24 protein-coding genes are annotated in these 24,911 nt (G+C 73.7%); 8 read left to right on the forward strand and 16 right to left on the reverse strand.

Going from position 1 to position 24,911, the window contains the following annotated elements; translation table 11 throughout:
- Positions 1–17: 17 nt before the first annotated feature.
- Genes ABZW14_RS16380 through ABZW14_RS16390 form a run of 3 tightly spaced genes read right to left on the reverse strand, consistent with a single transcriptional unit; the run spans position 18 to position 3,064 of the window.
- Positions 18–1,067, reverse strand: a complete 1,050-nt coding sequence (locus ABZW14_RS16380; protein WP_355346407.1) for a type III polyketide synthase — start codon at positions 1,065–1,067, stop codon at positions 18–20.
- A 32-nt stretch (positions 1,068–1,099) separates the two neighbouring features.
- Positions 1,100–2,266 carry an acyl-CoA dehydrogenase family protein gene (locus ABZW14_RS16385; RefSeq protein WP_355346410.1) on the reverse strand — a complete coding sequence of 389 codons (1,167 nt, stop codon included), beginning with the start codon at positions 2,264–2,266 and terminating at the stop codon, positions 1,100–1,102.
- 42 nt (positions 2,267–2,308) lie between these two features.
- On the reverse strand, positions 2,309–3,064 hold the full coding sequence (locus tag ABZW14_RS16390) for a methyltransferase domain-containing protein (RefSeq protein WP_355346413.1): 756 nt from the start codon (positions 3,062–3,064) through the stop codon (positions 2,309–2,311).
- 45 nt (positions 3,065–3,109) lie between these two features.
- Here ABZW14_RS16390 and ABZW14_RS16395 point away from each other — a divergent pair, with 45 nt between their 5' ends.
- From ABZW14_RS16395 to disA, 4 genes are all read left to right on the forward strand, one after another.
- On the forward strand, positions 3,110–3,949 hold the full coding sequence (locus ABZW14_RS16395) for a UbiA family prenyltransferase (RefSeq protein ID WP_355346416.1): 840 nt from the start codon (positions 3,110–3,112) through the stop codon (positions 3,947–3,949).
- A gap of 142 nt (positions 3,950–4,091) precedes the next feature.
- Entirely contained in the window at positions 4,092–4,898 is an 807-nt protein-coding gene (locus tag ABZW14_RS16400; RefSeq protein WP_355346419.1) for a hypothetical protein, read from the forward strand.
- A gap of 107 nt (positions 4,899–5,005) precedes the next feature.
- Positions 5,006–6,469: a DNA repair protein RadA gene (radA, locus tag ABZW14_RS16405; RefSeq protein ID WP_355346422.1), complete on the forward strand. Its 1,464-nt coding sequence runs from the start codon at positions 5,006–5,008 to the stop codon at positions 6,467–6,469.
- A 142-nt stretch (positions 6,470–6,611) separates the two neighbouring features.
- A complete protein-coding gene (gene disA, locus ABZW14_RS16410) occupies positions 6,612–7,796 on the forward strand; it encodes a DNA integrity scanning diadenylate cyclase DisA (RefSeq protein WP_091267634.1) in 1,185 nt (394 codons plus the stop codon).
- 5 nt (positions 7,797–7,801) lie between these two features.
- On the opposite strand, the gene ABZW14_RS16415 is transcribed toward disA, so the two are convergent.
- The 3 genes from ABZW14_RS16415 to ABZW14_RS16425 form a co-directional block, all read right to left on the reverse strand.
- Positions 7,802–8,557: a hypothetical protein gene (locus ABZW14_RS16415; RefSeq protein ID WP_355346425.1), complete on the reverse strand. Its 756-nt coding sequence runs from the start codon at positions 8,555–8,557 to the stop codon at positions 7,802–7,804.
- A 130-nt stretch (positions 8,558–8,687) separates the two neighbouring features.
- The gene (locus ABZW14_RS16420; protein WP_355346428.1) at positions 8,688–9,251 is read right to left on the reverse strand and encodes a peptide deformylase; all 564 of its coding nucleotides are present in this window, start codon (positions 9,249–9,251) and stop codon (positions 8,688–8,690) included.
- Positions 9,248–9,760, reverse strand: a complete 513-nt coding sequence (locus tag ABZW14_RS16425) for an ACT domain-containing protein (RefSeq protein WP_355346431.1) — start codon at positions 9,758–9,760, stop codon at positions 9,248–9,250. The genes ABZW14_RS16420 and ABZW14_RS16425 overlap by 4 nt, the downstream gene beginning before the upstream one ends.
- 96 nt (positions 9,761–9,856) lie before the next feature.
- Here ABZW14_RS16425 and ABZW14_RS16430 point away from each other — a divergent pair, with 96 nt between their 5' ends.
- Positions 9,857–10,762 carry an A/G-specific adenine glycosylase gene (locus ABZW14_RS16430; protein ID WP_355346434.1) on the forward strand — a complete coding sequence of 302 codons (906 nt, stop codon included), beginning with the start codon at positions 9,857–9,859 and terminating at the stop codon, positions 10,760–10,762.
- Between the two features lie 85 nt (positions 10,763–10,847).
- On the opposite strand, the gene ABZW14_RS16435 is transcribed toward ABZW14_RS16430, so the two are convergent.
- The 3 genes from ABZW14_RS16435 to lysS form a co-directional block, all read right to left on the reverse strand.
- Positions 10,848–13,385, reverse strand: a complete 2,538-nt coding sequence (locus ABZW14_RS16435) for an ATP-dependent Clp protease ATP-binding subunit (protein WP_355346437.1) — start codon at positions 13,383–13,385, stop codon at positions 10,848–10,850.
- A 482-nt stretch (positions 13,386–13,867) separates the two neighbouring features.
- Entirely contained in the window at positions 13,868–14,218 is a 351-nt protein-coding gene (locus tag ABZW14_RS16440) for an Lsr2 family protein (RefSeq protein WP_091267630.1), read from the reverse strand.
- A 112-nt stretch (positions 14,219–14,330) separates the two neighbouring features.
- Positions 14,331–15,839 carry a lysine--tRNA ligase gene (gene lysS / locus ABZW14_RS16445; RefSeq protein WP_355346440.1) on the reverse strand — a complete coding sequence of 503 codons (1,509 nt, stop codon included), beginning with the start codon at positions 15,837–15,839 and terminating at the stop codon, positions 14,331–14,333.
- Positions 15,840–15,930: 91 nt separating this feature from the next.
- Between lysS and ABZW14_RS16450 the strand changes: the two genes are divergently transcribed.
- Together ABZW14_RS16450 and ABZW14_RS16455 are read left to right on the forward strand one after the other, a co-directional pair.
- On the forward strand, positions 15,931–16,671 hold the full coding sequence (locus tag ABZW14_RS16450) for a methyltransferase domain-containing protein (protein WP_355346443.1): 741 nt from the start codon (positions 15,931–15,933) through the stop codon (positions 16,669–16,671).
- Between the two features lie 62 nt (positions 16,672–16,733).
- A complete protein-coding gene (locus ABZW14_RS16455) occupies positions 16,734–16,940 on the forward strand; it encodes a hypothetical protein (protein ID WP_355346446.1) in 207 nt (68 codons plus the stop codon).
- Here the strand turns inward: ABZW14_RS16455 and ABZW14_RS16460 are convergent.
- Positions 16,897–17,655, reverse strand: a complete 759-nt coding sequence (locus ABZW14_RS16460; RefSeq protein ID WP_091267095.1) for a type III pantothenate kinase — start codon at positions 17,653–17,655, stop codon at positions 16,897–16,899. The genes ABZW14_RS16455 and ABZW14_RS16460 overlap by 44 nt on opposite strands.
- 118 nt (positions 17,656–17,773) lie before the next feature.
- Between ABZW14_RS16460 and ABZW14_RS16465 the strand changes: the two genes are divergently transcribed.
- Entirely contained in the window at positions 17,774–18,874 is a 1,101-nt protein-coding gene (locus ABZW14_RS16465; protein ID WP_355346449.1) for a hypothetical protein, read from the forward strand.
- Between the two features lie 4 nt (positions 18,875–18,878).
- Here the strand turns inward: ABZW14_RS16465 and nadC are convergent, their stop codons facing one another.
- The 6 genes from nadC to ABZW14_RS16495 form a co-directional block, all read right to left on the reverse strand.
- Entirely contained in the window at positions 18,879–19,775 is an 897-nt protein-coding gene (gene nadC, locus ABZW14_RS16470) for a carboxylating nicotinate-nucleotide diphosphorylase (RefSeq protein ID WP_355346452.1), read from the reverse strand.
- Positions 19,776–19,830: 55 nt separating this feature from the next.
- Positions 19,831–21,519: an L-aspartate oxidase gene (locus ABZW14_RS16475; RefSeq protein WP_355346455.1), complete on the reverse strand. Its 1,689-nt coding sequence runs from the start codon at positions 21,517–21,519 to the stop codon at positions 19,831–19,833.
- 61 nt (positions 21,520–21,580) lie between these two features.
- Positions 21,581–22,474: a septum formation family protein gene (locus ABZW14_RS16480; protein WP_355346458.1), complete on the reverse strand. Its 894-nt coding sequence runs from the start codon at positions 22,472–22,474 to the stop codon at positions 21,581–21,583.
- Positions 22,475–22,570: 96 nt separating this feature from the next.
- Positions 22,571–22,999, reverse strand: a complete 429-nt coding sequence (gene panD / locus ABZW14_RS16485) for an aspartate 1-decarboxylase (RefSeq protein WP_355346461.1) — start codon at positions 22,997–22,999, stop codon at positions 22,571–22,573.
- A gap of 31 nt (positions 23,000–23,030) precedes the next feature.
- Complete coding sequence (gene panC / locus ABZW14_RS16490) at positions 23,031–23,879, reverse strand: pantoate--beta-alanine ligase (RefSeq protein ID WP_355346464.1); 849 nt, start codon at positions 23,877–23,879, stop codon at positions 23,031–23,033.
- 56 nt (positions 23,880–23,935) lie between these two features.
- Positions 23,936–24,883 carry a Rossmann-like and DUF2520 domain-containing protein gene (locus tag ABZW14_RS16495; protein ID WP_355346467.1) on the reverse strand — a complete coding sequence of 316 codons (948 nt, stop codon included), beginning with the start codon at positions 24,881–24,883 and terminating at the stop codon, positions 23,936–23,938.
- Between the last annotated feature and the right edge of the window lie 28 nt (positions 24,884–24,911).

Below are 24,911 nucleotides of genomic sequence, written 5' to 3' on the forward strand. Positions count from 1 at the left end.
GGCGGGCACCGTCCCCGTCAGGCGGTGCGTTCCAGCAGCGCCGCGTAGAGGGTGAGGCCCGGCCCGAAGGCCAGCATGACGACCCGCTCCGGCGGCGTCTCCGCCCGGCGCAGCCGGTCCAGGATCAGCAGCACGGTCGGGGACGAGCAGTTGCCGTGCTCGTCCAGGGTGGCGCGGGACGCCGCGAGCGCCGCCGGCGGCAGCGCCAGCTCCCGCTCCACCACGTTGAGGATGCGGGGGCCGCCCGGGTGCACCGCCCAGCCGTCCACCTCGCCGCGGTGCCACCCGTGCCGGGCCAGCAGGTCGTCCACCAGACCCCGGACGTGGCGCGAGAGCACCTGCGGCACCTTGGGCGACAAGCCCATCCGGAAGCCGGTGTCGGTGACGTCCCAGGTCATGTGGTCGGCGGTCGAGGTGTCGGTGACCGAGGTGACCTCGCGCAGCGCGTACCCCCGGCCGCCGGGGACGACCACGGCGGCGACCGCGGCGTCCGAGAAGAGCGCGTGCGAGACGATCTGCTGGGTGTCCACCCGGGCGCCCGGCGGCTGGATGTGCAGGCTGGTCAGCTCCGCGCAGAGCAGCAGCGCGGGGCGGCCCCGGGCGGTCACGAAGTCGCTCGCCGCGCCGAGCCCGGGCAGGGCCGCGTAGCAGCCCATGTGCCCGACGAACATGCGCTGCGTGTCCGGGGCCATGCCGAGGTCCCGGGCGAGCAGGATGTCCAGCCCCGGGGTGGCGTAGCCGGTGCAGGAGCACACCACGAAGAGGCCGAGGTCACCGGCGTCCAGGCCGGCGGCGGTCAGCGCCCGGCCGACCGCCTCCTTGCCCAGCGGCAATGCCTCGACCTGGTAGCGCCGCATCCGGCGCTCGGTCGGCCACTCTGAGACGTCCTCCAGCAGCGGGTTCACGGCCGCGTGCCGGCGGGACACGCCGGAGTTGGCGAAGATCCGCTCGGCCAGTGCCCGGGTGGTCCCGGAGAAGTGCTTCGCGAAGAAGCCCTCCCACAGCTCGTCCTGCGCGGCGGACGGCGGCTGCGCCGTACCCAGGCCCGCGATCACCGGCACGCCCATGTCCCCCACCTCTCGTCCCCCAACCCCACGCGTTACCAACGAGGCGTCGCGCTGTCGCGGTCCGGGTCGCCGCCGAGCGCGGCGATGCCGAGCCAGTCGGCGCAGACGTCGGAGGTGGCCGGGTGCAACGAGCCGCACCGGGCGTCCCGGTAGAGCCGCTCCAGTGGATGCCCCCGCCGGGTGGCCGACGTGCCGGCTGCCTCCAACATGGACGCGGCCACGTCGGCGGCGGTGGTGCCCGCCAGCAGCTTCGCCCGCCACACCCAGCGGTTGGTCTCCGCGTCGCCGGGCGCCTCGTCGACCCGGCGGGCCGCCTCGGCGACCACCAGTTCGGCCGCCGCGACGGCCGCGTCCGCCCGGCCCAGCCGGGCCCGGACCGCGGGCAGGCCGGCCAGGTTGCGCGCGTTCAGGTGCTCGGCGGCGGCGTCGATCGAGGCCCGCGCCACCCCGACGTAGACGGCCGCGTAGCTGGCCACCAGCCAGTGCGGCATGAGCTGGGCGACGACCAGGGCCAGCCCCTCCACCCCGCCCAGCAGCCGATCGGCCGGGACGGTCACGTCTAGGTGCAGGTCGTGCGAGGAGGTGGCGCGCATGCCCAGCGAGTCCCAGGTGGGCTCGACCGTGATCCCCTCCCCCGCCGGCACCAGGAACTGGGAGACCACCGACTGGTCGGTGGCACTGCGGGCGGCCACCAGGTAGCCGTCCGGGTGGCCCGCGCCGGAGCAGAAGGTCTTGCTGCCCTTGAGGTGCCAGCCGCCCTCGACCGGCTCGTAGACCGTGCTGAGCTGGGACAGCCGGGCGCCGGCGCCGCGTTCGCTCATGGCCACCGCGTACCAGGCACCCTCGGCCGCCGCGCGGAGCAGCCGGTCCCGGGCGGCCAGCGCCTCGTCCGGTACGCCGAGCGCCTCGGCCAGCTCCTCGGTCACCGCGCCCAGCGCGCCGGTGACCGAGGCGTGCATGTTGAACACCAGCGCCGTCGCCCCGTTGCCCCGGGCCAGCTCGGTGGCGACCGCCGCGTACTCGGCGAAGGTGGCCCCCTGGCCGCCCAGCTCGCGCGGAACCATCAGCCCGAAGAGGCCGGCCTCCCGGAGGTCGGCGAAGTCGTCGACCGGGAACGAGCCGTCCCGGTCGTGGCCGGCCGCGCGGGCGGCCAGTCGCGGCGCCAACCTGCGGGCCGCCTCCAGCGCGTGCACAGTCATGTAGCCCCCTTCTCGGCGTCCCTTTACCCCGGGCGGCCCCCGCTACCCGTTCCGGTGCCCGCGGCCCTGGTAGAGCACCGCGGTCGACCAGGTCGGCACGATGCGCGGCTCCGTCCGGACGGGACGGTCGGCGCCGCGCAGCCGACGCAGCAGCCAGGTCAGCGTCCCACCCAACTGCGGGCGGACCCCGCGAAGGCGCAGCGCCACGCCGTGCCGGGCACACTCGGCGACCAGCGCGCGGGCGTCCACGAACAACTGTGGATCGTGGATGCCGCGTGGCACGGTGGGCAGCCGCTCGCCCAGTTCCACGGCGACCAGCCGGGCCAGCAGGGTGTCGTTGAGGGTGTCGAGCACCAGCAGACCGCCGGGCCGCAGCAGCCGGCACGCCTCGGCCACCGCACGCCGCCAGTCCGGCACGTGTTCCAGCAGCTCGCCGGCGGAGACCACGGCGGCGCAGCCGTCCGCGAGGGGGATCGCGGTGGCGTCGCCCTGGATCACCGTCACGCCGTGCGCGGCGGCCTGGTCGAGGGCGGAGCGGGTCAGGTCCACGCCGACATGCCGGTAGCCCTTGCCGGCCAGGTGCGGGGCGAGCAACCCGGCGCCGCAGCCCAGGTCGACCAGCAGAGCGTCCTGTTCGGACGCCGGCGGCACCAGGTCCGCGCGGGCCCGGGCCAGCCAGTGCAGCATCGCGAACGCGCCGTCCGGTCGCCACCACTCCCCGGCCAGGTCGTCGTACTGCCGGGGATCGTTGGGCGGCAGCACCCGGGGCGGGGTGGACACCGGGGCCGCGTCTCGCATGGACCGAGCGTGGCACGACTCCCCGGTAACGACCAGACTTCCCTTATGTCGATGTCGGTGTTAGGGCTGGTCAGGGCGAGCCACCCGGAACCGGCCGCCGCGGTGACCGTGGTGGCCGGGCTGCTCGCCCGGGCCGTCGGGCACGGCCCGGGCGGGGTCGCCGCCGTGTCGCTCACGGTGCTGGCCAGCCAGCTCGCCGTGGGCTGGAGCAACGACCTGATCGACGCCGACCGGGACGCCACGGTGGGGCGTACCGACAAGCCGGTGACCACCGGCGCGGTCTCGCGGCGGGTCCTGGCCCGCGCCACCGTGCCGGCCGCCGTCGCCACCCCGCTGCTGGCGCTGGCCGTCGGTCCGGCGGCGGCGCTGTGCGCCACCCTCGGCCTGGTGTCGGCACTGCTCTACAACTGGCCGCTGAAGTCGACCCCGGTCTCGGTGCTGCCCTACGCGGTCTCGTTCGGCGCGCTGCCCGCCTTCGTGGTGCTGGCCCTGCCGGGCGCGCCCGCGCCCCCGGTCTGGCTGGTCGCCGCCGCCGCGCTGCTGGGCGCCGGGGCGCACTTCGCCAACGTGCTGCCGGACCTGGCCGACGACGCGCGGACGGGGGTGCGGGGGCTGCCCCACCGGCTGGGCGCGGCGGGCAGCCGGGCGGCCGCAGCCGGCCTGCTGCTCGCGGCCACCGTCGCGCTGGTCGTCGGGCCGCCCGGGCCGCCGTCGTGGGCCGGGCTCGCGGCGGTCGCGGCCGCCGTCGGAGTGCCGGCCCTCGGGTGGTACGCGGGACGCACGGCGACCGGGGCCGGCGCCCGGCCGGTGGCCGCCTTCCGGGCGGTGATGGTGGTGGCGCTGATCGATGTGGTGCTCCTGGTGGCGAGCGGTCGGGTGGTCTGACCGTTTCCCCTCGCAGGTGGCATTACCGGGTCGGCGTGCGGGCCTCGATCAGCTCCAACTACCCTGGAGCGCGGTCTGCGCGGGTATGGCCACCCCGTGTCCGGCGTCCGGCCGGGTGGGGATCGTGACGAGGAGGACCGACGTGACGCGCTCGATCAGGGGTTCCCGGCGGGCGGCCCTGTTGCTGGCCGCTACGGCGGCGGCGGGCCTGCTGCTGACCGGGTGTGGCACCGGGCAGGTGTCCGAGACCGCCAACAAGATCCCGTCGGTGCAGGGCATCAACGTCCAGACCCCCGACAACTTCTACAAGGTGCGCGGCCTCTACCTGGAGTTCCCCGGCGCGGAGGGCTACAAGGCAGGTGCCGACGCGCGGGTCAACGTCGTCTTCTACAACGACAGCCAGCAGCCGGTGACCGTGACCGTCACCACCGACAGCGCCCGCGAGGTGGTGCTCAGCGGCGCCGCGGCGGCCAGCGAGGGGGCCACCCCGACCGGCTCGCCGACCGAGCCGGCCTCCGCGTCGCCCACCGCGACCGACCCGAGCGCCTCGCCGAGCCAGTCGCTCGGCACCGAGGAGTCGCCGTCCGCCAGCGGGTCCCCCTCGGCCAGCGGCTCCGCCTCGGCCAACCCGTCGCCGTCCGCCAGCTCGGCCCCGGCCGGCCAGCCGGCCCGGTTCGAGATCCCGCCCGGTGGTTACGTTCCGCTCACCGGCAGCAGCCCGCAGTCCCTCCGGCTCGTCGGCCTGAACCAGGACGTGCATGTCGGCCAGCCGGTCAACCTGACCTTCGACTTCGGCAACGGCAAGGTGATCAAGACTGGTGCGGCGGTCGGCGTCCCGCTGACCCCGGCCGCGCCGCCCTCGCCGGTGGTGCAGCCGCGCGAGGAGGGTGGCGCCGGTCACCCCGGTGGCCTCGAGGAGGGCGGCAACGAGGGCAGCGGCCACAGCTGACCGACCGAGCGATCTTCCGGCGACACCGCCGCCGTGGCCGACGCCACGCCGGCGGTGTCGCCGTTTCCGGGTGGGCTTTCGTCGTACCGTCCGGTTAGCGTCCTGGGGTGAGCACGTCCCGATCGATCCCGCCCCGCTCGACCTCGCCCCGCGCCACCGCCGGCCGCGGCCGCGCCGCCACCCGTGAGCCGCGTCCGGCCTACGAGTGCGACGCCTGCGGCCACCAGCCTCCCAAGTGGGTCGGGCGCTGCCCGGAGTGCGGCGAGTGGGGCTCGGTGGTCGAGTGCACGGTGACCGGCCCGCTGGTCTCCGGCCGGGTGGTCAGCTCCCGGCTGCCCGCCGAGCCGGCCCGCCCGATCGCCACCATCAGCGCCGCGCCCGCCCGGGCCCGGGCCACCGGGGTCAGCGAGCTCGACCGGGTGCTCGGCGGCGGCCTGGTCCCCGGCGCCGTGGTGCTGCTCGCCGGCGAGCCGGGGGTCGGCAAGTCCACCCTGCTGCTCGACGTCGCCCAGCAGTGGGCGGCCAACGCGGGCAGCCCGTCGCTGGTGGTCAGCGGCGAGGAGTCGGTCAGCCAGGTGCGGCTGCGCGCCGAGCGGATGGGCACCCTGCACGACCAGCTCTACCTGGCCGCCGAGAGCGACCTGTCGGCGGTGCTCGGCCACCTCGACGCGGTCGAGCCGGGCCTGCTGGTCCTCGACTCGGTGCAGACCATCTCCACCACCGGCACCGAGGGCGTGCCCGGCGGGGTCACCCAGGTCCGGGCGGTCACGGCAGCCCTGGTCGCGGTCGCCAAGGAGCGCGGCATCGCCACCGTGCTGGTGGGGCACGTCACCAAGGACGGCCAGGTCGCCGGCCCCCGGGTGCTCGAGCACCTGGTCGACGTGGTGCTGCACTTCGAGGGCGACAAGCACTCCTCGCTGCGCATGGTCCGCGGGGTGAAGAACCGGTTCGGCGCGGCCGACGAGGTGGGCTGTTTCGAGATGCACGAGGGCGGCATCAGCAGCCTGGCCGACCCGTCCGGCCTCTTCCTGACCCGCTACTCGGAGCCGGTGCCGGGCACCTGCGTGACGGTGGCCATGGAGGGGCGGCGTGCCCTGGTCACCGAGGTGCAGGCGCTCATCGGCGCCACGGTCGCCGGCTCCCCCCGGCGCACGGTCTCCGGGCTGGACGGCGCCCGGCTGGCCATGGTGCTCGCGGTGCTCCAGCGCCGCACCGAGCGGCTGACGCTGCACGATCGCGAGGTCTTCGCCGCCACGGTCGGCGGCATCCGGGTGGTCGAGCCGGCCGCCGACCTGGCCGTGGCGCTGGCGGTCGCCTCCGGCGGGCTCAACCTGGCCCTCGACCCGCATCTCGTGGCCATCGGCGAGGTCGGACTCACCGGCGAGGTGCGCCGGGTCGGTGCCGTGCCCCGCCGGCTGGCCGAGGCGGCCCGGCTCGGCTTCCGGCTGGCCCTCGTTCCGCCCGGCTGCGGTCCGGGCAACAGCGGCGTGGCCCCGGCGAACATGCGCGTGATGGAGGTCACCGACGTCCGTGGGGCCCTCCAGGCTGCGGCCCGCGCGTCCGCGGAGTGACGATCCGTGTGCGTGCGGCGGGACCGGCCGGGCGATTCCGGACAGCCGGCGCACCGGGTCGACGACCGGGGGAGCCGGACATCGTGACACATCACAGTAACCACGAGAGCACCCACCGCACGGCAGTCCGTAGACTGTGCCCGTGCCGATCGACCGCGATGCCACCAAGCCCGCCGCGACGACGCCGCACGCCCGCACCGGCGCCGTGGGCTCCCCCGCCCGTGCCATCAGCGTGAGCGTCACCGGAAGCGTCGGCGGGGCCGGCGGCGACCCGTTGCGGGCCAACCTCGCCCTCATGGCGCCGGGCACGGCGCTGCGCGACGGCCTGGAGCGCATCCTGCGCGGCCGCACGGGCGCGCTGATCGTGCTCGGCTACGACAAGATCGTCGAGCAGATCTGCACCGGCGGCTTCCCGCTCGACGTCGAGTTCTCCGCGACCCGGGTCCGCGAGCTGTGCAAGATGGACGGCGCCGTCGTGCTCTCCAGCGACGGCACCCGGATCGTCCGGGCCGCGGTGCACCTCATGCCCGATCCGTCGATCCCCACCGAGGAGTCCGGCACCCGGCACCGCACCGCCGAGCGGGTGGCCCGGCAGACCGGTTACCCGGTGATCTCGGTCAGCCAGTCCATGCGGATCATCAGCCTCTACGTCAACGGCCAGCGGCACGTGCTGGACGACTCGGCGGCGATCCTCTCCCGGGCCAACCAGGCGCTGGCCACCCTCGAGCGCTACAAGCTCCGGCTGGACGAGGTCTCCGGCACGCTCTCCGCCCTGGAGATCGAGGACCTGGTCACCGTCCGCGACGCCGTGGCCGTGGTGCAGCGGCTGGAGATGGTCCGCCGGATCGCCGACGAGATCGCGGGCTACGTCGTGGAGCTGGGCACCGACGGCCGCCTGCTCGCCCTCCAGCTCGACGAGCTGATGGCCGGCGTGGACGCCGACCGCACCCTGGTCATCCGCGACTACCTGCCGGTGGGCCGGAAGTCACGCACCCTCGACGAGGCCCTGGTCGAGCTCGACCTGCTCAGCGCCACCGAGCTGATCGACCTGGTCGCGGTGGCCAAGGCGATCGGCTACCCGTCGGCCTCCGACGCGCTCGACGCCGCCGTGAGCCCGCGCGGCTTCCGCCTGCTGGCCAAGGTGCCCCGGCTCCCCGCGGCCGTGGTCGACCGGCTGGTGGTGCACTTCGGCAGCCTCCAGCGGCTGCTCGGCGCGACCGTCGAGGATCTTCAGGCGGTCGAGGGGGTGGGCGACGCCCGCGCCCGGGGCGTCCGCGAGGGGCTGTCCCGGCTCGCCGAGGCGTCCATCCTGGAGCGCTACGTCTGACCCGGTCAGCCGGTGATGGTCAGCTTCACTGGCTCGCTGAGCTTGGTGCCCACCCGGGCGAAGACCTGGTACGTGCCGATCGGGGCGTACGGACCGGCGGCCACGCCGTTGGCGCAGCGGCTCGTGTCCCGCCCGTTCCAGCCCAGCTCGTAGGAGCGCTCGAAGTTCGGCGTGAATGACTGCACGTCGGAGCCCTTGCCGGTGCCGCACGTGTCCGAGGACCAGACCTTGGCCGCGCCGGCCTTGATGTAGAGCTCCTGGAGGTCGGCACCGACGTTCCGGCTGCAGGTGCGCTCCGAGATGTTCTTGATCCTGAGGCGCAGCGTGACCACGGTGCCGCGCTGGGCGGTGGCCGGCAACGCCGCCGGCGTCACCTGGATCTCCGAGTCGGCGCAGGTGCCGTCGTCGGCCACCGGGGCGGCCGGCGCGCCACCGTCGTTCGTGCCGCCGCCGTTGTCGGTGCCCGTGCCACCACCGTTGTTCGCCCCACTGCCGCCGCCGGTGGTCGTCCCGCTGCCGCCGCCCGAGTCGCCCGGGGTGGGTGACGGGCTGCCGGACTGCGGGGTGAGCAGCGAACCGGTCGGGCCGGGCGCGGCGGCCGACGGGGAGCCGCCTTGGTTGCCCGTCGGGGCACCGGAGTTCTTGTCGGTGCCGGTGCACGAATAGAGCAGGACAATCAGGAAAAGCAGCCCGGCTCCGAAGACGACGGCTCGACGCCGCCAGTACACGGCGGGAGGCAGCGGGCCGACCGTCATACGCATGATGCGTTCACCGTAACGGCGCGACGCCCGGCCCGCTGGCGCGACGCGCCGGTGGCCCCGCACCCCGACGCCACATCGCTCCACAATGGACGGCTGAGGTCACCGAGCGGCACGGCCGGACCACGGCCGGTCAGAGGTAGACCTTGCGCTGGTAGACGGCGTGCGCCCCGGCCACCCGGTCGAGGAAGAGCAGGCCGCTGCAGTGGTCGATCTCGTGCTGGAGCGCCCGCGCCTCGAACCCGTCGGTCACCAGCCGCACCGGGTCGCCGCTGCCCGGCAGCACACCCTCGACCACCAGGCGGCTCGCCCGCTTCACGTCACCGGTCAGGTCCGGCACCGACATGCAGCCCTCCCGCCCGGCCTTCCAGCGGCTCGCCTCCACCACCGTGGCATTGCAGAGCACGAAGACGCCGTGCACGGTGACCGCCTTCGGATGCCCCGTCACGTCCACGGCGAACACCTGGGCACTCACCCCGACCTGCGGCGCGGCCAGGCCCACGCAGCCCGGCGACACCCGCATGGTGGCGACCAGGTCGGCGGCGAGCTGGACCACCTCCGCCGAGGTCGGGTCGACCGCCGGACCGGGCCGGCTGAGCACCGGGTCGGGCGCGGCCACGACCGTGCGTACGGCACCGGGGAGGCCGAGCTTCTCCGGGGTCCAGCCGCCCAGGCCGGCGTACTCCTCGGCCGTCACAGCAGGTCCGTGTCCGCCGGCCGGAGGCTGACCCCCACGCCCAGATCCGCAGCGGCACGGGTGAGCCGGCCGGCCACCTCGTCGGCGCTGCCCGGCGGCAACTCGACCTCGGCGACCACCACGTAGAGGGAACCGGTCAGCCGGGTGCTCAGGTCGGTCACGTTGCCGCCCGCGTCGGCCAGCACCCGGGTCATCGCCGCGACGATGCCCATCCGGTCCGCACCGTGCACCGCCAGCACGTACGGCTCGCCGGCGGGCTCGGTCTGCCCGTCGGGGGTGACCGCACGTACGGTGGCCAACAGCTGGCCCTCGGCGGCGAGCGGGGCCAGCGCGGCCTCGACGTCGGCGGCGGCCGGGCCCACGCAGATCAGGGTCATCGCGAAGTGTCCCCGCAACCGGGTCATCGTCGAGTCGGTGAGGTTCGCGCCGAGCCGCGCGAGGACCTCGGCGACGTCGGCCACGATGCCCGGCCGGTCCCGGCCGATGACGGTGATCGCGAGCTCGTTCATCCGGACATTCTGCCCCGTCGCCGCCGGCCGGCCGCGACGGCCCGCCCGCCCCGCCCAACCTGCGGGAAGGCCGCCCGTGACATCATCGGCGGCGCGATGTCCGAACCCACTTTCGCCACCCTGGTCAGCCGGTGGTACGAGCGCAACGCCCGCGACCTGCCGTGGCGTGAGCCGGGGATCGGCGCCTGGCCGATCCTGGTCAGCGAGGTCATGCTCCAGCAGACACCGGTGGTCCGGGTGCTGCCCGCCTGGGAGGCGTGGCTGTCCCGCTGGCCGACGCCGGCCGCGCTGGCGGAGGACACCCCGGCCGAGGCGATCCGGATGTGGGGCCGGCTCGGCTACCCCCGCCGGGCCGTACGCCTGCGCGACTGCGCGGTGGCCGTCGTGGAACGGCACGGGGGCGAGGTGCCGGAGCGGCTCGACCAACTGCTGGCGCTGCCCGGGGTGGGCACGTACACGGCGCGGGCCGTGGCGGCCTTCGCGTACGGGCAGCGGCACCCCGTGGTCGACACCAACGTCCGGCGGGTGGTCTGCCGGGCGATCGCCGGCGAGCCGGACGCCGGACCGGCCACCCGACCGGCCGACCTGGCCGCCACCGAGGAGCTGCTGCCCGTCGAGCCGGCCGCGGCCGCACTGGCCAGCGCGGCGTTCATGGAACTGGGTGCGGTGGTCTGCACCGCCCGCGCCCCGCGTTGCGGGGTGTGTCCCGTCGAGTCGATCTGCGCCTGGCGGGCCTCCGGCCGGCCGGCCCCGGCCGGTCCGACCCGTCGCCCCCAGCGCTACGCCGGCACCGACCGCCAGGTGCGTGGCCTGCTCCTCGCGGTGCTCCGCGAGGCCCCCGGGCCGGTGCCGCACCAGCGGCTGGACCAGGTCTGGCACGACGACGTGCAGCGCGCCCGGGCCCTCGCCGGGCTGGTCACCGACGGCCTGGTCGAGCCGGTCGGCGAGGAGTCCTTCCGGCTCGTCGGCGACGGCCCGCCGGTCCCGCTCCCCCGGCCCTGACCCGGCCCGGTCCCGATCGAGAAAAGGCGACGGCCCCGGTGGCTCTCGCCTACCGGGGCCGTCGCCCTCGATCAGTTGCCCGAAGTTACGCCGCGTCGTCCGCGCCCGTGGCGGCGGTGCCGCCGAGGTCCGCCGGGACCGCGTCCGGCACGGCCACCGGCCGGTCGGCGCCCCGGAAGACGAGCTTGGACTTGTCGATGTTGCTCGGGTCGCCCTCGCAGTCCACCACGACGATCTGACCCGGGGTCAGCTCGTTGAAGAGGATCCGCTCGGACAGGTTGTCCTCGATGTCGCGCTGGATCGTGCGACGCAGCGGCCGCGCGCCCAGCACCGGGTCGAAGCCCTTCTTCGCCAGGTACTTCTTGGCGTTGTCGGTCAGCTCCAGGCCCATGTCCTTGTTCTTCAGCTGCGTCTCGATCCGCGCGATCATGATGTCCACGATCGAGAGGATCTCGTTCTCGCGCAGCTGGTGGAAGACGATGGTGTCGTCGATCCGGTTCAGGAACTCGGGCCGGAAGTGCTGCTTGAGCTCGTCGTTGACCTTCTGCTTCATCCGGTCGTAGTTCGACTCGGAGTCCTCAGAGGCCTGGAAGCCCAGCGACACCGCCTTGGCGACGTCCCGCGTGCCGAGGTTGGTGGTCAGGATGATGACCGTGTTCTTGAAGTCCACGATCCGGCCCTGGCCGTCGGTGAGGCGCCCGTCCTCCAGGATCTGGAGGAGCGTGTTGAACACGTCCGGGTGGGCCTTCTCGATCTCGTCGAAGAGGACCACCGAGAACGGCCGGCGACGCACCTTCTCGGTCAGCTGCCCGCCCTCGTCGTAGCCGACGTAGCCGGGAGGGGCGCCCACCAGCCGGGAGACCGTGTAGCGGTCGTGGAACTCGGACATGTCCAGCTGGATGAGGGCGTCCTCGCTGCCGAACAGGAACTCGGCGAGCGCCTTGGACAGCTCGGTCTTACCGACGCCGGACGGGCCGGCGAAGATGAACGAGCCGGACGGGCGCTTCGGGTCCTTCAGGCCGGCCCGGGTGCGCCGGATCGCCTTCGAGACCGCCTTGACCGCGTCCTCCTGGCCGATGACGCGCTTGTGCAGCTCGTCCTCCATGCGCAGCAGGCGCGAGGTCTCCTCCTCGGTCAGCTTGTAGACCGGGATGCCGGTCCAGTTGCCGAGCACCTCGGCGATCTGCTCGTCGTCGACCTCGCTGACGACGTCCAGGTCACCGGCCTTCCACTCCTTCTCCCGCTGGGCCTTCTGCCCGAGAAGCTGCTTCTCCTTGTCGCGGAGCTGCGCGGCCCGCTCGAAGTCCTGCGCGTCGATCGCGGACTCCTTGTCGCGGCGGACCTGGGCGATCCGCTCGTCGAAGTCACGCAGGTCTGGCGGCGCGGTCATCCGGCGGATGCGCATCCGGGCACCGGCCTCGTCGATCAGGTCGATCGCCTTGTCCGGCAGGAAGCGGTCGGAGATGTAGCGGTCGGCCAGGGTGGCGGCCGCGACGAGAGCCGCGTCGGTGATGCTGACGCGGTGGTGCGCCTCGTAGCGGTCCCGCAGGCCCTTGAGGATCTCGATGGTGTGGGCCAGCGAGGGCTCACCCACCTGGATCGGCTGGAAGCGGCGCTCGAGAGCGGCGTCCTTCTCCAGGTGCTTGCGGTACTCGTCGAGGGTCGTGGCGCCGATGGTCTGCAGCTCGCCGCGGGCCAGCATCGGCTTGAGGATGCTGGCGGCGTCGATCGCGCCCTCGGCGGCACCCGCACCCACCAGGGTGTGGATCTCGTCGATGAACAGGATGATGTCGCCGCGGGTGCGGATCTCCTTGAGCACCTTCTTGAGGCGCTCCTCGAAGTCACCGCGGTAGCGGGAACCGGCGACCAGGGCACCGAGGTCGAGGGTGTAGAGCTGCTTGTCCTTCAGCGTCTCGGGCACCTCGCCCTTGATGATCTTCTGGGACAGCCCCTCCACCACGGCGGTCTTGCCGACGCCGGGCTCACCGATCAGGACCGGGTTGTTCTTGGTCCGGCGGGAGAGCACCTGCATGACCCGCTCGATTTCCTTCTCGCGCCCGATGACCGGGTCGAGCTTGCCCTCGCGGGCGGCCTGGGTCAGGTTCCGGCCGAACTGGTCCAGCACGAGGCTGGTCGACGGCGCGGCCTCGCCCGGCGCGGCGCCCGCCGCGGCGGGCTCCTTGCCCTGGTAGCCGGAGAGCAGCTGGATCACCTGCTGGCGGACCCGGTTGAGGTCGGCGCCGAGCTTGACCAGCACCTGGGCGGCGACGCCCTCGCCCTCACGGATCAGGCCGAGCAGGATGTGCTCCGTGCCGATGTAGTTGTGGCCGAGCTGCAGCGCCTCGCGCAGCGACAGCTCCAGCACCTTCTTGGCCCGCGGCGTGAACGGGATGTGCCCGCTCGGCGCCTGCTGGCCCTGGCCGATGATCTCCTCGACCTGCTGACGGACGCCCTCGAGGGAGATGCCGAGGCTCTCCAGGGCCTTTGCCGCGACACCCTCACCCTCGTGGATCAGGCCCAGCAGGATGTGCTCCGTACCGATGTAGTTGTGGTTGAGCATCCGGGCCTCTTCCTGGGCCAGGACGACAACCCGTCGCGCTCGGTCGGTGAACCGCTCGAACATGCCCTCGTGCTCCTCACGTGCCGTGCGCCTTGATGGTCAGATCTCGGCGGGGCCGGTGCGCGGACGTCCGGGACGGGCGTCCGTGCCTCCTTACTCTATCGCCGCGGACCGACTCCGCTGAGGTCGTGTGTCCCCGCGAATGGCCGTTCACGCGTCGTTTCTGACAACCGTCCGCGCTCAGGAGGTGTTCCGGTACCCCTGCCTGTACGCGCAGAGCGAAATTCGACCGCTGGTGGAAAAGCCCGGTCGAGGGGCTGAGGCGGGGGCGTCGGCGCCCGGCCGCGGTCTTCCACAACCTGTGGACAGCATCTCCACCGCCTGTGGACAACTCTCCCGGGCGCCGGTTTCTTCCCGGGTCCGGCACACCGCCCCACGCGCCCGGGAGCGGACCGGACAGACGGCGCAGCCGGGCGGAAACGGCGACGCCGGCCCGGAGTCGCACTCCGGTCCGGCGTCGTATCGCCCGCTGTGGGTCGTCGGGGTCAGTGCCCCGCCTTCGCGTGGTACTCGTCCACGATCTCCTGCGGGATGCGGCCCCGGTCGGAGATGTCCTTGCCGGCCTTCTTGGCCCAGGCCCGGATGGCCTTGTTCTGCTCGCGGTCGGCGGTCGCGCCGCCCCGGCCGCGCGCGGCCCGGCCACCCACGACCACGCCACCGCGGCCGACCTTCGTGCCGTGCGCGATGTACTGAGCGAATACGTCACGCAATTTTTCAGCGTTGGAAGCCGAGAGGTCGATCTCGTACTGCACACCGTCGAGCGCGAACTTGACGGTCTCGTCAGCGTCCCCGCCGTCCAGGTCATCGACCAGCTTGTGAATGATCTGCTTGGCCACGTCCCACATTCCTTTCGAGCAGGGTTGTGCTCCTGCAATACAGGAGCACAATAACCCGCCCGATGCTTGCTCCGTCAATAGGACGCGGTAACGACCCGGAGAAGCTTCTGTCCTACTCGGGCCGGACCAACGGGAACAGGATGGTTTCCCGAATTCCCAGGCCGGTCAGGGCCATCAAGAGCCGGTCGATTCCCATTCCCATACCACCGGCCGGCGGCATTCCGTACTCCATGGCCCGGAGAAAGTCCTCGTCCAGCCGCATGGCCTCGTCGTCGCCCCGCGCCGCGAGCTGCGCCTGTGCCACCAGCCGCTCCCGCTGCACCACCGGGTCGACCAGCTCGGAATACGCGGTGCCCAGCTCGAAACCGAGCACGTAGAGGTCCCACTTCTCGGCCAGGCCCGGTTCGCTGCGGTGGGCCCGGGTCAGCGGGCTGGTGTCTTCCGGGTAGTCACGGACGAAGGTGGGCGCCTGGAGCGACGGCACCACCAGCTCCTCGAACAACTCCTCGGCCAGCTTGCCCGGGAGCCACTTCGGGTCGACGGAGAGGCCGACCTTGTCCGCGTACTCGACCAGGCGGGACCTTTCGGTGCGGACGGTGACCTCCTCACCGAGCGCTTCGGAAAGAACACCGAACAGCGACACGGAGCGCCACTCGCCGCCCAGATCGAACTCACGGCCGTCGGCGTGCGTGACCACCGTCGAGCCCGCGACCGCGAGAGCGGCCTGCTGCACGAGATTTCGGGTCAGCTCGGCCATGGTGTTGTAGTCGCCGTACGCCTGGTAGGTCTCGAGCATCGCGAACTCGGGCGAGTGCGAAGAGTCGATGCCCTCATTACGGAAGTTCCGGTTGATCTCGAAGACCCGGTCGACGCCACCGACGACCGCGCGCTTGAGAAACAGTTCCGGCGCGATTCGCAGATACAGATCGGTGTTCAGCGCATTGCTGTGGGTCACGAATGGGCGGGCCGCCGCGCCGCCGTGCAGCAACTGGAGCATCGGGGTCTCGACCTCGATGAAGTCCTGCGCGTGCAGGGTGTCCCGGAGGCTGCGCACGGCGGCGGCCCGGGTGCGGACCATCTGCCGGGCCTGCGGGCGCACCACCAGGTCCACGTAGCGCTGGCGGACCCGGGCCTCCTCGCTCAGCGGCTTGTGCGCCACCGGCAGCGGTCGCAGCGCCTTGGCCGTGACGGCCCACTCCTCGGCCAGCACCGACAACTCGCCGCGCCGGCTGGTGATCACCTCACCGGTCACCCCGACGTGGTCGCCCAGGTCGACCAGGCGCTTCCAGTCGTCCAGCCGCTCGGCGCCGACCCGGTCCAGGGAGAGCATCGCCTGGAGTTCGGTGCCGTCGCCGTCCCGCAGGGTGGCGAAGCAGAGCTTGCCGGTGTTGCGTACGAAGATCACCCGGCCGGTGACCGAGACCCGGTCGCCGGTGGCCGTGTCGGTGGGCAGCTCGGCGTAGCGCTCGCGGATCTCCGCCAGCGTGCTGGTCCGCGGGAAGCCGACCGGGTAGGGCTCGACGCCCTCGGCGAGCATCCGGTCCCGCTTCTCCCGGCGGACCTTCATCTGCTCCGGAAGGTCGTCGGCGGGGTCTACTGGCAGGGCGTTCTGCTCGGTCACGGCACGCTTCCTCAGACGGAGAATTCGGGCGGGGTCAGGCCCCGAGCGTACTCAAGGGGCTGCCGGGCCGTTACGGGATAACCTGCCCGCCATGACCGACCCCACTGAGGCCCTCTCGTTCGGCGCCGCCGCCGCCGACTACGACCGCTACCGGCCCCGCTATCCCGAGGTCGCGCTGCGCTGGGCGCTCGACGGGCTCACCCCGCCGGCCCGCACCGTCGACCTGGGCGCCGGCACCGGGATCGTCAGCCGCGGCGTGCTCGCCCTCGGGCACGAGGTGACCGCCGTCGAGCCCGACCCGGGGATGCGCGCCCAGTTCGAGGCCGTCACGCCGGGCGTCGCCGCCCGGGCCGGCAGCGCCGAGTCGGTCCCGCTGCCCGACGGGTACGCGGACGCGGTGCTGGTCGGCCAGGCGTACCACTGGTTCGACCGTGAGCGGGCGCACCCGGAGATCGCCCGGGTGCTGCGGGCCGGCGGGACCCTCGCGGCGCTCTGGAACCTCCGGGACGAGCGGGCCGGCTGGGTGACCGAGCTGAACCGGATCGCCGAGATCGGGGACACCGTCGACCACCTGCGCGCGACCGTGGCGGATTTCGGTCCCCGATTCGCACCGCCCGAATGGGCGGTGTTCGACCACACCACCACCCTGACCCCGGATGACCTGCTCGGCATGGTGCGCACCCGCTCGCACTACCTGACCGCCGGGCCGGACCGGCGCCGCGAGGTCGACGCGGAGCTGCGCGACCTGCTCGCCACTCACCCGGACCTGGCCGGCCGGGACACCGTCGACCTCCCCTACCGCACCCTGGTCGCCCGGGCGCGGTGCTCCTGACCCCGCCCGCACCCGGATCGCCCGGGGGTACGCCGGAGCCGTCCCCGCACTAGCCTCGCCCCATGGCCGACGTGAACCAGGCACTCTCCTTCGGCGCCGCCGCCGCCGACTACGACCGGTTCCGCCCTCGCTATCCCGAGGAGGCGCTGCGCTGGGCGCTGGACGGGCCGGCCACCCCGGCCCGGGTGGTGGACCTCGGCGCGGGCACCCCGGCGGCGTTGACGCTCAGGTGTTGCGCTCGTAGACCATCCGCAGGCCGATCAGGGTGATCATCGGCTCGTGGTGGGTGATCGTGCGGCACTCGCTGAGCACCAGCGAGGCCAGGCCACCGGTGGCGATCACGGCCTTGACCTCGCCCAGTTCCTCGGTCATCCGCTCGACGATCCGGTCCACCTGGCCGGCGAAGCCGAAGTAGAGGCCGGCCTGGAGGCACTCGACCGTGTTCTTGCCGATCACCGAGCGGGGCCGGGTGGCCTCGACCTTGCGCAGCTGGGCGGCGCGGGCCGCGAGCGCGTCGAAGGAGATCTCGATGCCCGGGGCGAAAGCGCCGCCGAGGAACTCGCCCCGGCCGCTGATCACGTCGAAGTTCGTGGTGGTGCCGAAGTCCACGACGATCGACGGCCCGCCGTAGAGGGTGTACGCGGCCAGGGTGTTGACCACCCGGTCCGCGCCGACCTCCTTGGGGTTGTCGATGGCGAGCTGCACGCCGGTGCGCACCCCGGGCTCCACGATCACGCTCGGCAGGTCGGCGTAGTAGCGGGCCAGCATGGTGCGCAGCGAGCGCAGCGCGGCGGGCACGGTCGAGCAGGCGGCCACCCCGGTGATCTCCACGGCGTCACCGGCGAGCAGCCCGCGGAACATGAGGCCGAGCTCGTCCGCGGTGGACCGGGCGTCGGTCTTGATCCGCCAGTTGTGCACCAGCTTGTCGCCGTCGAAGGTCGCCAGCACGGTGTTGGTGTTCCCGATGTCGATGCAGAGCAGCACGATCGCAGCCTAGACAACCGGCGTACGGGCGGGCGCGGAGCGGCGGCCGAACCGTATCCTGGACACATCGCGGCATGAACATGGTTCTATCCACGGCACGGCCGGACGGGGAGCGGACATGTCGAGGATGTGGTGGGCCCGGGGGCGCAGCGCCCTCCTACGCCGACGCCGGCACGTGCTGGTGCTCGCGGTGCTGGCCGGTGGGGCGCTCTGGATGATCGTCCAGGCCGCGCAGTCCTGGCAACGCCACGGGCAGACGTTCCGCGGCGACCTCTACCTCAACATCGGCGCCGCCCTGATCATGACGCTACTGACCTATCTGGTGCTCAACCCGCTCTTCCGGGAGCTCAGGACCGCCACCATCATCGAGCACCCGCGGCTGGACCGGGACGCGCTGATCCAGCGGGTGTCGCAGTCCCGCGAGGTCGTCGCCATCCTGGAGACCTTCACCAGCATGCTGGAGGGGCCGTACACCACCCGGTTCCTCGGGGCGCTGCGCTTCGCCCTGGCCAACGGCGCCACGGTCAAGGTGCTGCTGCTCGACCCGGACTCCCCCGCCGTCCGGCTACGCGCCGAGGAGCTGCGCCGCGCCGACACGGCCGTGGCCATCATGAACAACCTCTACCACTTCGGCCGGCTCCAGCAGCAGCTCGCGCCGGCCGCCCGCTCGCGCCTGCGGGTACGCATCTACGCCACCGCGCCCTCGGTCCAGATGTACCGCTGGGACGACAAGGCGTTCATCTCGTTCTTCCCGGTGCACGGCAAGACCTTCGACGCCCAGCAGCTGGAGGCGTTCGTCTCCACCCCGCTCGGGGAGTTCGTCGACGACCGGTTCGACGAGCTGTGGGAGACCGCCCCGGTGCGCGACCTCGACGCCTGCCTCACCCTCAACGTCTGCCTCCGCCGAGGCACGACCGAGCTGGAGTCCTGCGATGCCCGCTACGTCCGGCTGGACGGCACCTGGTACATCGCCGGCGGCGACCTGGTCCGCAACGTCGCCCGGCACGGGCTAACCGGGCTGACCGTGGTGCTGGACCGGCCGGAGGCGTCCGGGCAGGCGTTCGCCCTCGCCGAGGCCGACGAGCTGGAGGCCGAGGTCTACCACCGCGCGCTCCAGCTCTTCCGCGCCAAGTACGGGCTGGACGCCCGGGACGACACCGAGAGTCAGGTCATCTTCAACCTGGTGCCGGCCACCGCGCTCACCGCCCGGCTGACCTGACCCGTCACTCCTCCCGCAGGTCCAGCGCGATGTCGAGGATCGGCGAGGAGTGGGTCAGCGCGCCGACGGAGAGGAAGTCGACGCCGGTCGCGCCGTACTCGGCGGCCACCGGCAGGGTGAGCCCGCCGGTCGCCTCCAGCTCCGCCCGATCGCCCACGGCGGCGACCACCTCACGCAGCTGCGCCGGGCTCATGTTGTCCAGCAGCAGGAAGCGGGCGCCCGCCTCGACGGCCTCCACCGCCTCGGCCAGGGTGTCCACCTCCACCTGCACCGGCACGTCCGGGAACGCCTCCCGGACCCGGCGGAAGGCGGCCCCGATCCCGCCCGCGGCCACCTTGTGGTTGTCCTTGATCATGGCGACGTCGTGCAGGCCCATCCGCTTGTTGGTGCCACCGCCGGCACGGACCGCGTACTTCTCCAGGGCCCGCAGGCCGGGGGTCGTCTTGCGGGTGTCGAGCACGGTCGCCTTGGTGCCGGCCAGCGCGTCGGCCCAGGCCCGGGTGTGGGTGGCCACCCCGGACATCCGGGAGAGCAGGTTGAGCGCCGTCCGCTCGGCGGTGAGCAGCAGCCGGGTCGGGCCGGTCACCGTGGCCAGCACGTCGCCGCGCGCCACCCGCTGCCCGTCGTGGGCCACCAGCGACACCTCGACCGTACGGTCCGCCCCGGTCACCTCGCCCACCAGCTCGAACACGGCCGCGGCCACCGGCAGCCCGGCCACCACGCCATCGGCGCGGGCGACCAGGTCGGCGGTGTCGTTCTGCGCGTCCGGGATGGTGGCGACGCTGGTGACGTCGAGGAAGTCGGCGCCCAGGTCCTCGGTGAGCGCGTCGACGACGATCCGCCGGACCCGCTCCGGATCCAGGCCGCCGTCCCGCAGCGCCCGCTCCGTCGACTCCCTCACTGTGTCTCCTTCGTTCGCGGCTGCGGGGCTCGCAGGATCGGCTCACTCCTCGCGCTCACGGTTGTTCCTCCCAGCGCTCGGTCAGTAAACCCTCCGCGCCGACCGCCGCCACGAGGTGGCCCCGCCACCGCTCGTCGGCCGTCGGGAAGTCCTCCCGCCAGTGGCAACCCCGGGTCTCCCGGCGGGCGTACGCGGCGGCGACCAGGGTGGACGCCACGGTGAGCAGGTTCGTCGCCTCCCAGTCGGCCGTGCGCGGCACGCCACGGGCCTGGCCCAGCTCGGTGAGGGCGGCGGCGGTCCCGGCGAGGGTCGGCGCCGACCGGAGGACGCCCGCGCCTCGCGTCATGGCCCGTTGCAGGGTGGGGGTGGCACCCGCCGGCACCAGCCAGCCCTGCCCGCCCACCCAGGCGCCGACCTCGGCCGGCTTCGCCTGCTCGGGCAGCCCGGCGGCGATGTCCTCGGCGATCCGCCGGGAGAAGACCAGCCCCTCCAGCAGCGAGTTGCTGGCCAGCCGGTTGGCGCCGTGCACGCCGGTGCAGGCGACCTCGCCGCAGGCGTACAGGCCGGGGATGGAGGTGCGGCCGCGCAGGTCGGTGCGGACGCCGCCGGAGGCGTAGTGGGCGGCCGGGGCCACCGGGATCAGGTCGGTGGCCGGGTCGACGCCGATGGCCAGGCAGGAGGCCACGATGGTCGGGAAGCGCCGGGCCAGGAAGTCGCCGCCCAGGTGGCGGGCGTCCAGCCAGACGTGGTCCGCGCCGGTGGCCAGCAGCACCCGGTGGATGCCCTTGGCCACCACGTCGCGGGGCGCCAGCTCGGCCAGCTCGTGCTGGCCCACCATGAACCGCTTGCCGTCGCCGTCGACCAGGTGGGCGCCCTCGCCGCGCAGCGCCTCGGAGACCAGCGGTTGCTGGGCGAGGCCCGCGCCCGGCTCACCGGGCGGCACGATCAACGCGGTCGGGTGGAACTGCACGAACTCCAGGTCGGTGACCGCCGCGCCGGCCCGCAGCGCGAGCGCCACGCCGTCGCCGGTCGAGACCGCCGGGTTGGTGGTGGCCGCGAAGATCTGGCCCATCCCGCCGGTGGCCAGCACCACGGCCCGGCCCAGGATGGCCCCGACGCCGTCCTCGCTGCCCTCGCCGAGCACGTGCAGGGTGATCCCGCAGGCCGGGCCGAGCCCGTCCGGGCCGTCACCGGGGGCGCGCAGCAGGTCCAGCACGAGGGCGTGCTCGACCAGCCGGATCCATGGGTCGCGGTGGACCGCGGCGTGCAGCGCCCGCTGCACCTCGGCGCCGGTGGCGTCGCCGCCGGCGTGCACGATCCGGTCGGCCCGGTGACCGCCCTCGCGGGTGAGCATCAGCGAGCCGTCCGGGTTGCGGTCGAACTCCGCGCCGATCCGCATCAGCTCGCGCAGCCGGGTCGGGCCCTCCTCGACCAGCACCCGGACCGCCGCCGGGTCGCACAGGCCCACGCCGGCCACCTCGGTGTCGTACGCGTGCGAGGCCGGCGTGTCCGCCGGGTCGAGCACCGCGGCGATGCCGCCCTGCGCCCAGCGGGTCGAGCCCTCGTCCATGTTGACCTTGGTGACCACGGTGACGTGCAGGCCGGCCTCGCGCAGGTGCAGCGCGGCGGTCAGCCCGGCGACCCCGGAGCCGACGACGATCACGTCGGTGGTCTCCACCCAGCCGGGTGCGGGCGCGGCCAGCAGCCTCGGCAGGGCCGGCAGGTCGACGGTCGGAAGGTCCATGAACACAGTCAACCCGAAGGGCTCTCGCCCCGGGCGGCGGGGGCGGGACGAGTGGTTTCGGCTACCTCGTCCGGACCGGGAGGCCCGCCGTGCCGGCCCCCTTGAGCGAGGCGGTCACCATGCGGTCGCTCAACCAGAGGTAGCAGCGCACGCCCCGGTCGCCGACCGCCCATCGGCCGGCGCCGGGCGGGCGGACCACCACGCCGCTACGGAACCGCAGCGTCGGGTCGTCGGGCACGCCGGCGTACCGGGCCAGGACGCTGTTGCAGCCGGTGTAGAGGGGTGCCCAGTCGGCGTCCTTCTTCGGGTACGGGCGGTCCGGCGCCACCCACACCCCGACGAACTCGGCGTCGTGCGTCGCGCGGCAGTCGACCGGGGTGAGGGTCTGGACCCGGCGGGCGTCCCGGCCGGTGCGCTGGCAGCCCAGCCGCAGCGGGGACGGCCCCTTGAGCGCGTCGCGCAGGCTGCCCGTGCGGGTCACCACGGTCGCCGCCGCCTCGACGGTGGTCAGTTCGGTCAGGTCGCAGCGGTACCAGCGGGAACCGGACGCCCACCCGGCCCGGGTGGGCAGCGCCACGGCCAGCCGCAGCCGGCCGGCCCGCCAGTCGTCGCCGACGTAGCCGCCGGCCCGGGTGTCGCACTCGGCGAACGCGGCACGCAACTCGGGCGAGCCGAACGCCGGCGGCGTCGCCCGCTCGACGGTGAACGCCCCCACGTGCACCGTCTCCACCCGGTGCGGCAGGTCGCAGCCCACCGGGTCGTAACCGGACAGGCCCACGGTGGGGGTGAAGTCGGCGACCTGGCAGACCCCGGCGGCCGGGGTGAACGCGCCGGCCGCCGGGAGGGCAGCCCAGTCGTCGGTGAGATCCCCGTCCAGCCCGCCCGACGAGGCACAACCGGCCAGCGCCGCCCCCGCGACCAGCGCGGCGACGAGGCTGCGCATCGCACGGCCCATCGCGCCTCCCCCAGCCCGACGACCGTCGATTCCGACGGTGCGACAAGGGTAGCGGGAAATGACCTTCCGGTGACAGACGGTGCGTGCGGCCCCGGCTCAGCCCAGGGCGGCGGCCAGCGGGTTGGGGACGGGGTCACCGGCGGTGCCGGGCGCGGCCGTGGTCGGGTCGGCGGTCAGGTCGACGACCTTGTTCTCGGCGTCGACGTGCACCACCCGCGGCTGGTACGCGCGCGCCTCGGCGTCGTCCATCTGCCCGTACGAGATGAGGATGACCAGGTCACCCGGGTGCACGAGGTGCGCCGCGGCGCCGTTGATGCCGATCACGCCGCTGCCCCGCCGCCCCGGGATCACGTACGTCTCCAGCCGGGCGCCGTTGGTGATGTCCACGATCGCGACCTGCTCGCCGGGGATGAGGTCGGCCGCGTCGAGCAGGTCCTCGTCCACGGTCACCGAGCCGACGTAGTGCAGGTCGGCCTGGGTCACCGTGGCCCGGTGGATCTTCGACTTGAGCATGGTGCGGAGCATCGGGGTGCCTTTCGGAAAAGGAACTGGTGAGTCAGGAACGCGGGGCGAGGTGGATCGCCGTGTTGTCGATCAGCCGGGTGGCGCCCACCCAGGCGGCGATCAGCAGCCGCGCCGTGCCGGAGACCGGGCCGGGTTCCAGGTCGGCGTCGGTGAGCACCAGGTAGTCGAGGCGGGCGCCGGGCGTACCCGTGTCGAAGGCCCGGTGTGCGGCGGCCAGCACCGCGCCGCCGTCCGCGCCCTGCTCGGCGGCCGTGACGCCGGCCCGCAGCGCCGTCGAGAGGCTCAGCGCGGCCTGCCGCTCCTCCGCCGACAGGTAGCGGTTGCGACTGGACAGGGCCAGCCCGTCCGATTCGCGTACGGTCGGCACGCCGACGATCTCCGTCGGCACGTCCAGGTCCCGGACCATCCGCCGGACCAGGGTGAGCTGCTGGTAGTCCTTCTCGCCGAAGAAGGCCAGATCCGGACGGGTGAGCTGGAGCAGCTTCATGACCACGGTGAGCACACCGTGGAAGAAGCCGGGACGGCTCAGCCCCTCCAGGTCCTCGCCGAGCGGCCCCGGGTTCAGCCGCACCTTCGGCTGGCCCTCCGGGTACATGTCCTCGACGGCGGGGGCGAAGACCACGTCCGCGCCGGCCCGCCGGCAGATCTCCAGGTCGGCGTCCAGCGTGCGCGGGTAGCGGTCGAAGTCCTCGTTCGGGCCGAACTGGAGCGGGTTCACGAAGATCGTCACGAGCACGTGGTCGGCCCGCTCGCGGGCCGCCCGCAGCAGGGTCTCGTGCCCCGAGTGCAGCGCACCCATGGTCATCACCACGCCGACCGTGCCGGTCAGCCGCTCGCGGGCCGCCGCCAGCTCTTTGCGGGTGTGCACCAGCTCCGTCATCAGTGCCTCCTCAGTTCGGGACTGCGGGGCTCGCAAAACCGGCTCACTCCTCGCCCTCACGCCCACACCTGCATGCCGTTCAGGACGTCCAGCAGCGGCGCCGCGTCGGCCGGCCGCAGCCGACCCGCCGCGATCGCGCGATCCGCCGTCCGTCGGGCCAACGCCAGGTAGGGGGGTACGGATTCCGGGGCGGTCGCCGCCAGCCGCTCCAGGTGCCGGCGTACCGTGCCCGCGTCGCCCCGCGAGACCGGGCCGGTGAGCGCGTCGTCGCCGAGCCGCAGGGCGTTCTCCAGGGCGGCCCGCAGCAGCGGGGCGAGCACCTTCTCCGGCCGGTCCACCCCGGCGTCGCGCAGCCGGTCGGCCGCCTCGTTGACCAGGGTCACCAGGTGGTTCGCGCCGTGCGCCAGGGCCGCGTGGTAGAGCGGCCGGTCGCCCTCCGCCACCCACTCGGGCACGCCGCCCAGGTCGGCCACCAGCCGGGCGGCGAACGGGCGCAGCTCGGCCGGGGCGGTGACCCCGTAGGAGATGCCGGCGAGGCGGGTCAGGTCGTCCGGCGTACCCGTGAAGGTCATCGCCGGGTGCAGCGCGAGCGGCCGGGCGCCCGCGGCCGCGGCCGGGGCGAGGACGGCCAGCCCGTGCGCGCCGGAGGTGTGCGCGACCACCTGTCCGGGGCGCAGCGCGCCGGCCTCGGCCAGGCCGGCCACCACGCCGGCGAGCGCGTCGTCGGGGACCGCCAGGACCAGCAGGTCGGTGGCGACGCGCGCCACGGCGGCCGCGGAGCGGGTGGGGGTCTCGGGCAGCAGCAGCGCCATGCGGGCCCTGGTCGCGCCGGAGGCGCCGGCGGCGGCGACCACCCGGTGGCCGGTCGCGGCGAGGGCCGCGCCGAGCACGGCGCCGACCCGGCCGGCGCCGATCACGCCGACCGTGAGGGTGCGCGGGAAGACGAGCGGGGCGTCGGCGGCCCGGTGCGGGGCGGCCGGACGCGAACGCAGCGGTGCGCTCATGGCAATCGATCCAGTCCTCGGAGGGGGT

The organism is Micromonospora sp. NPDC004551, assembly GCF_040609975.1.
Taxonomy (GTDB): domain Bacteria; phylum Actinomycetota; class Actinomycetes; order Mycobacteriales; family Micromonosporaceae; genus Micromonospora.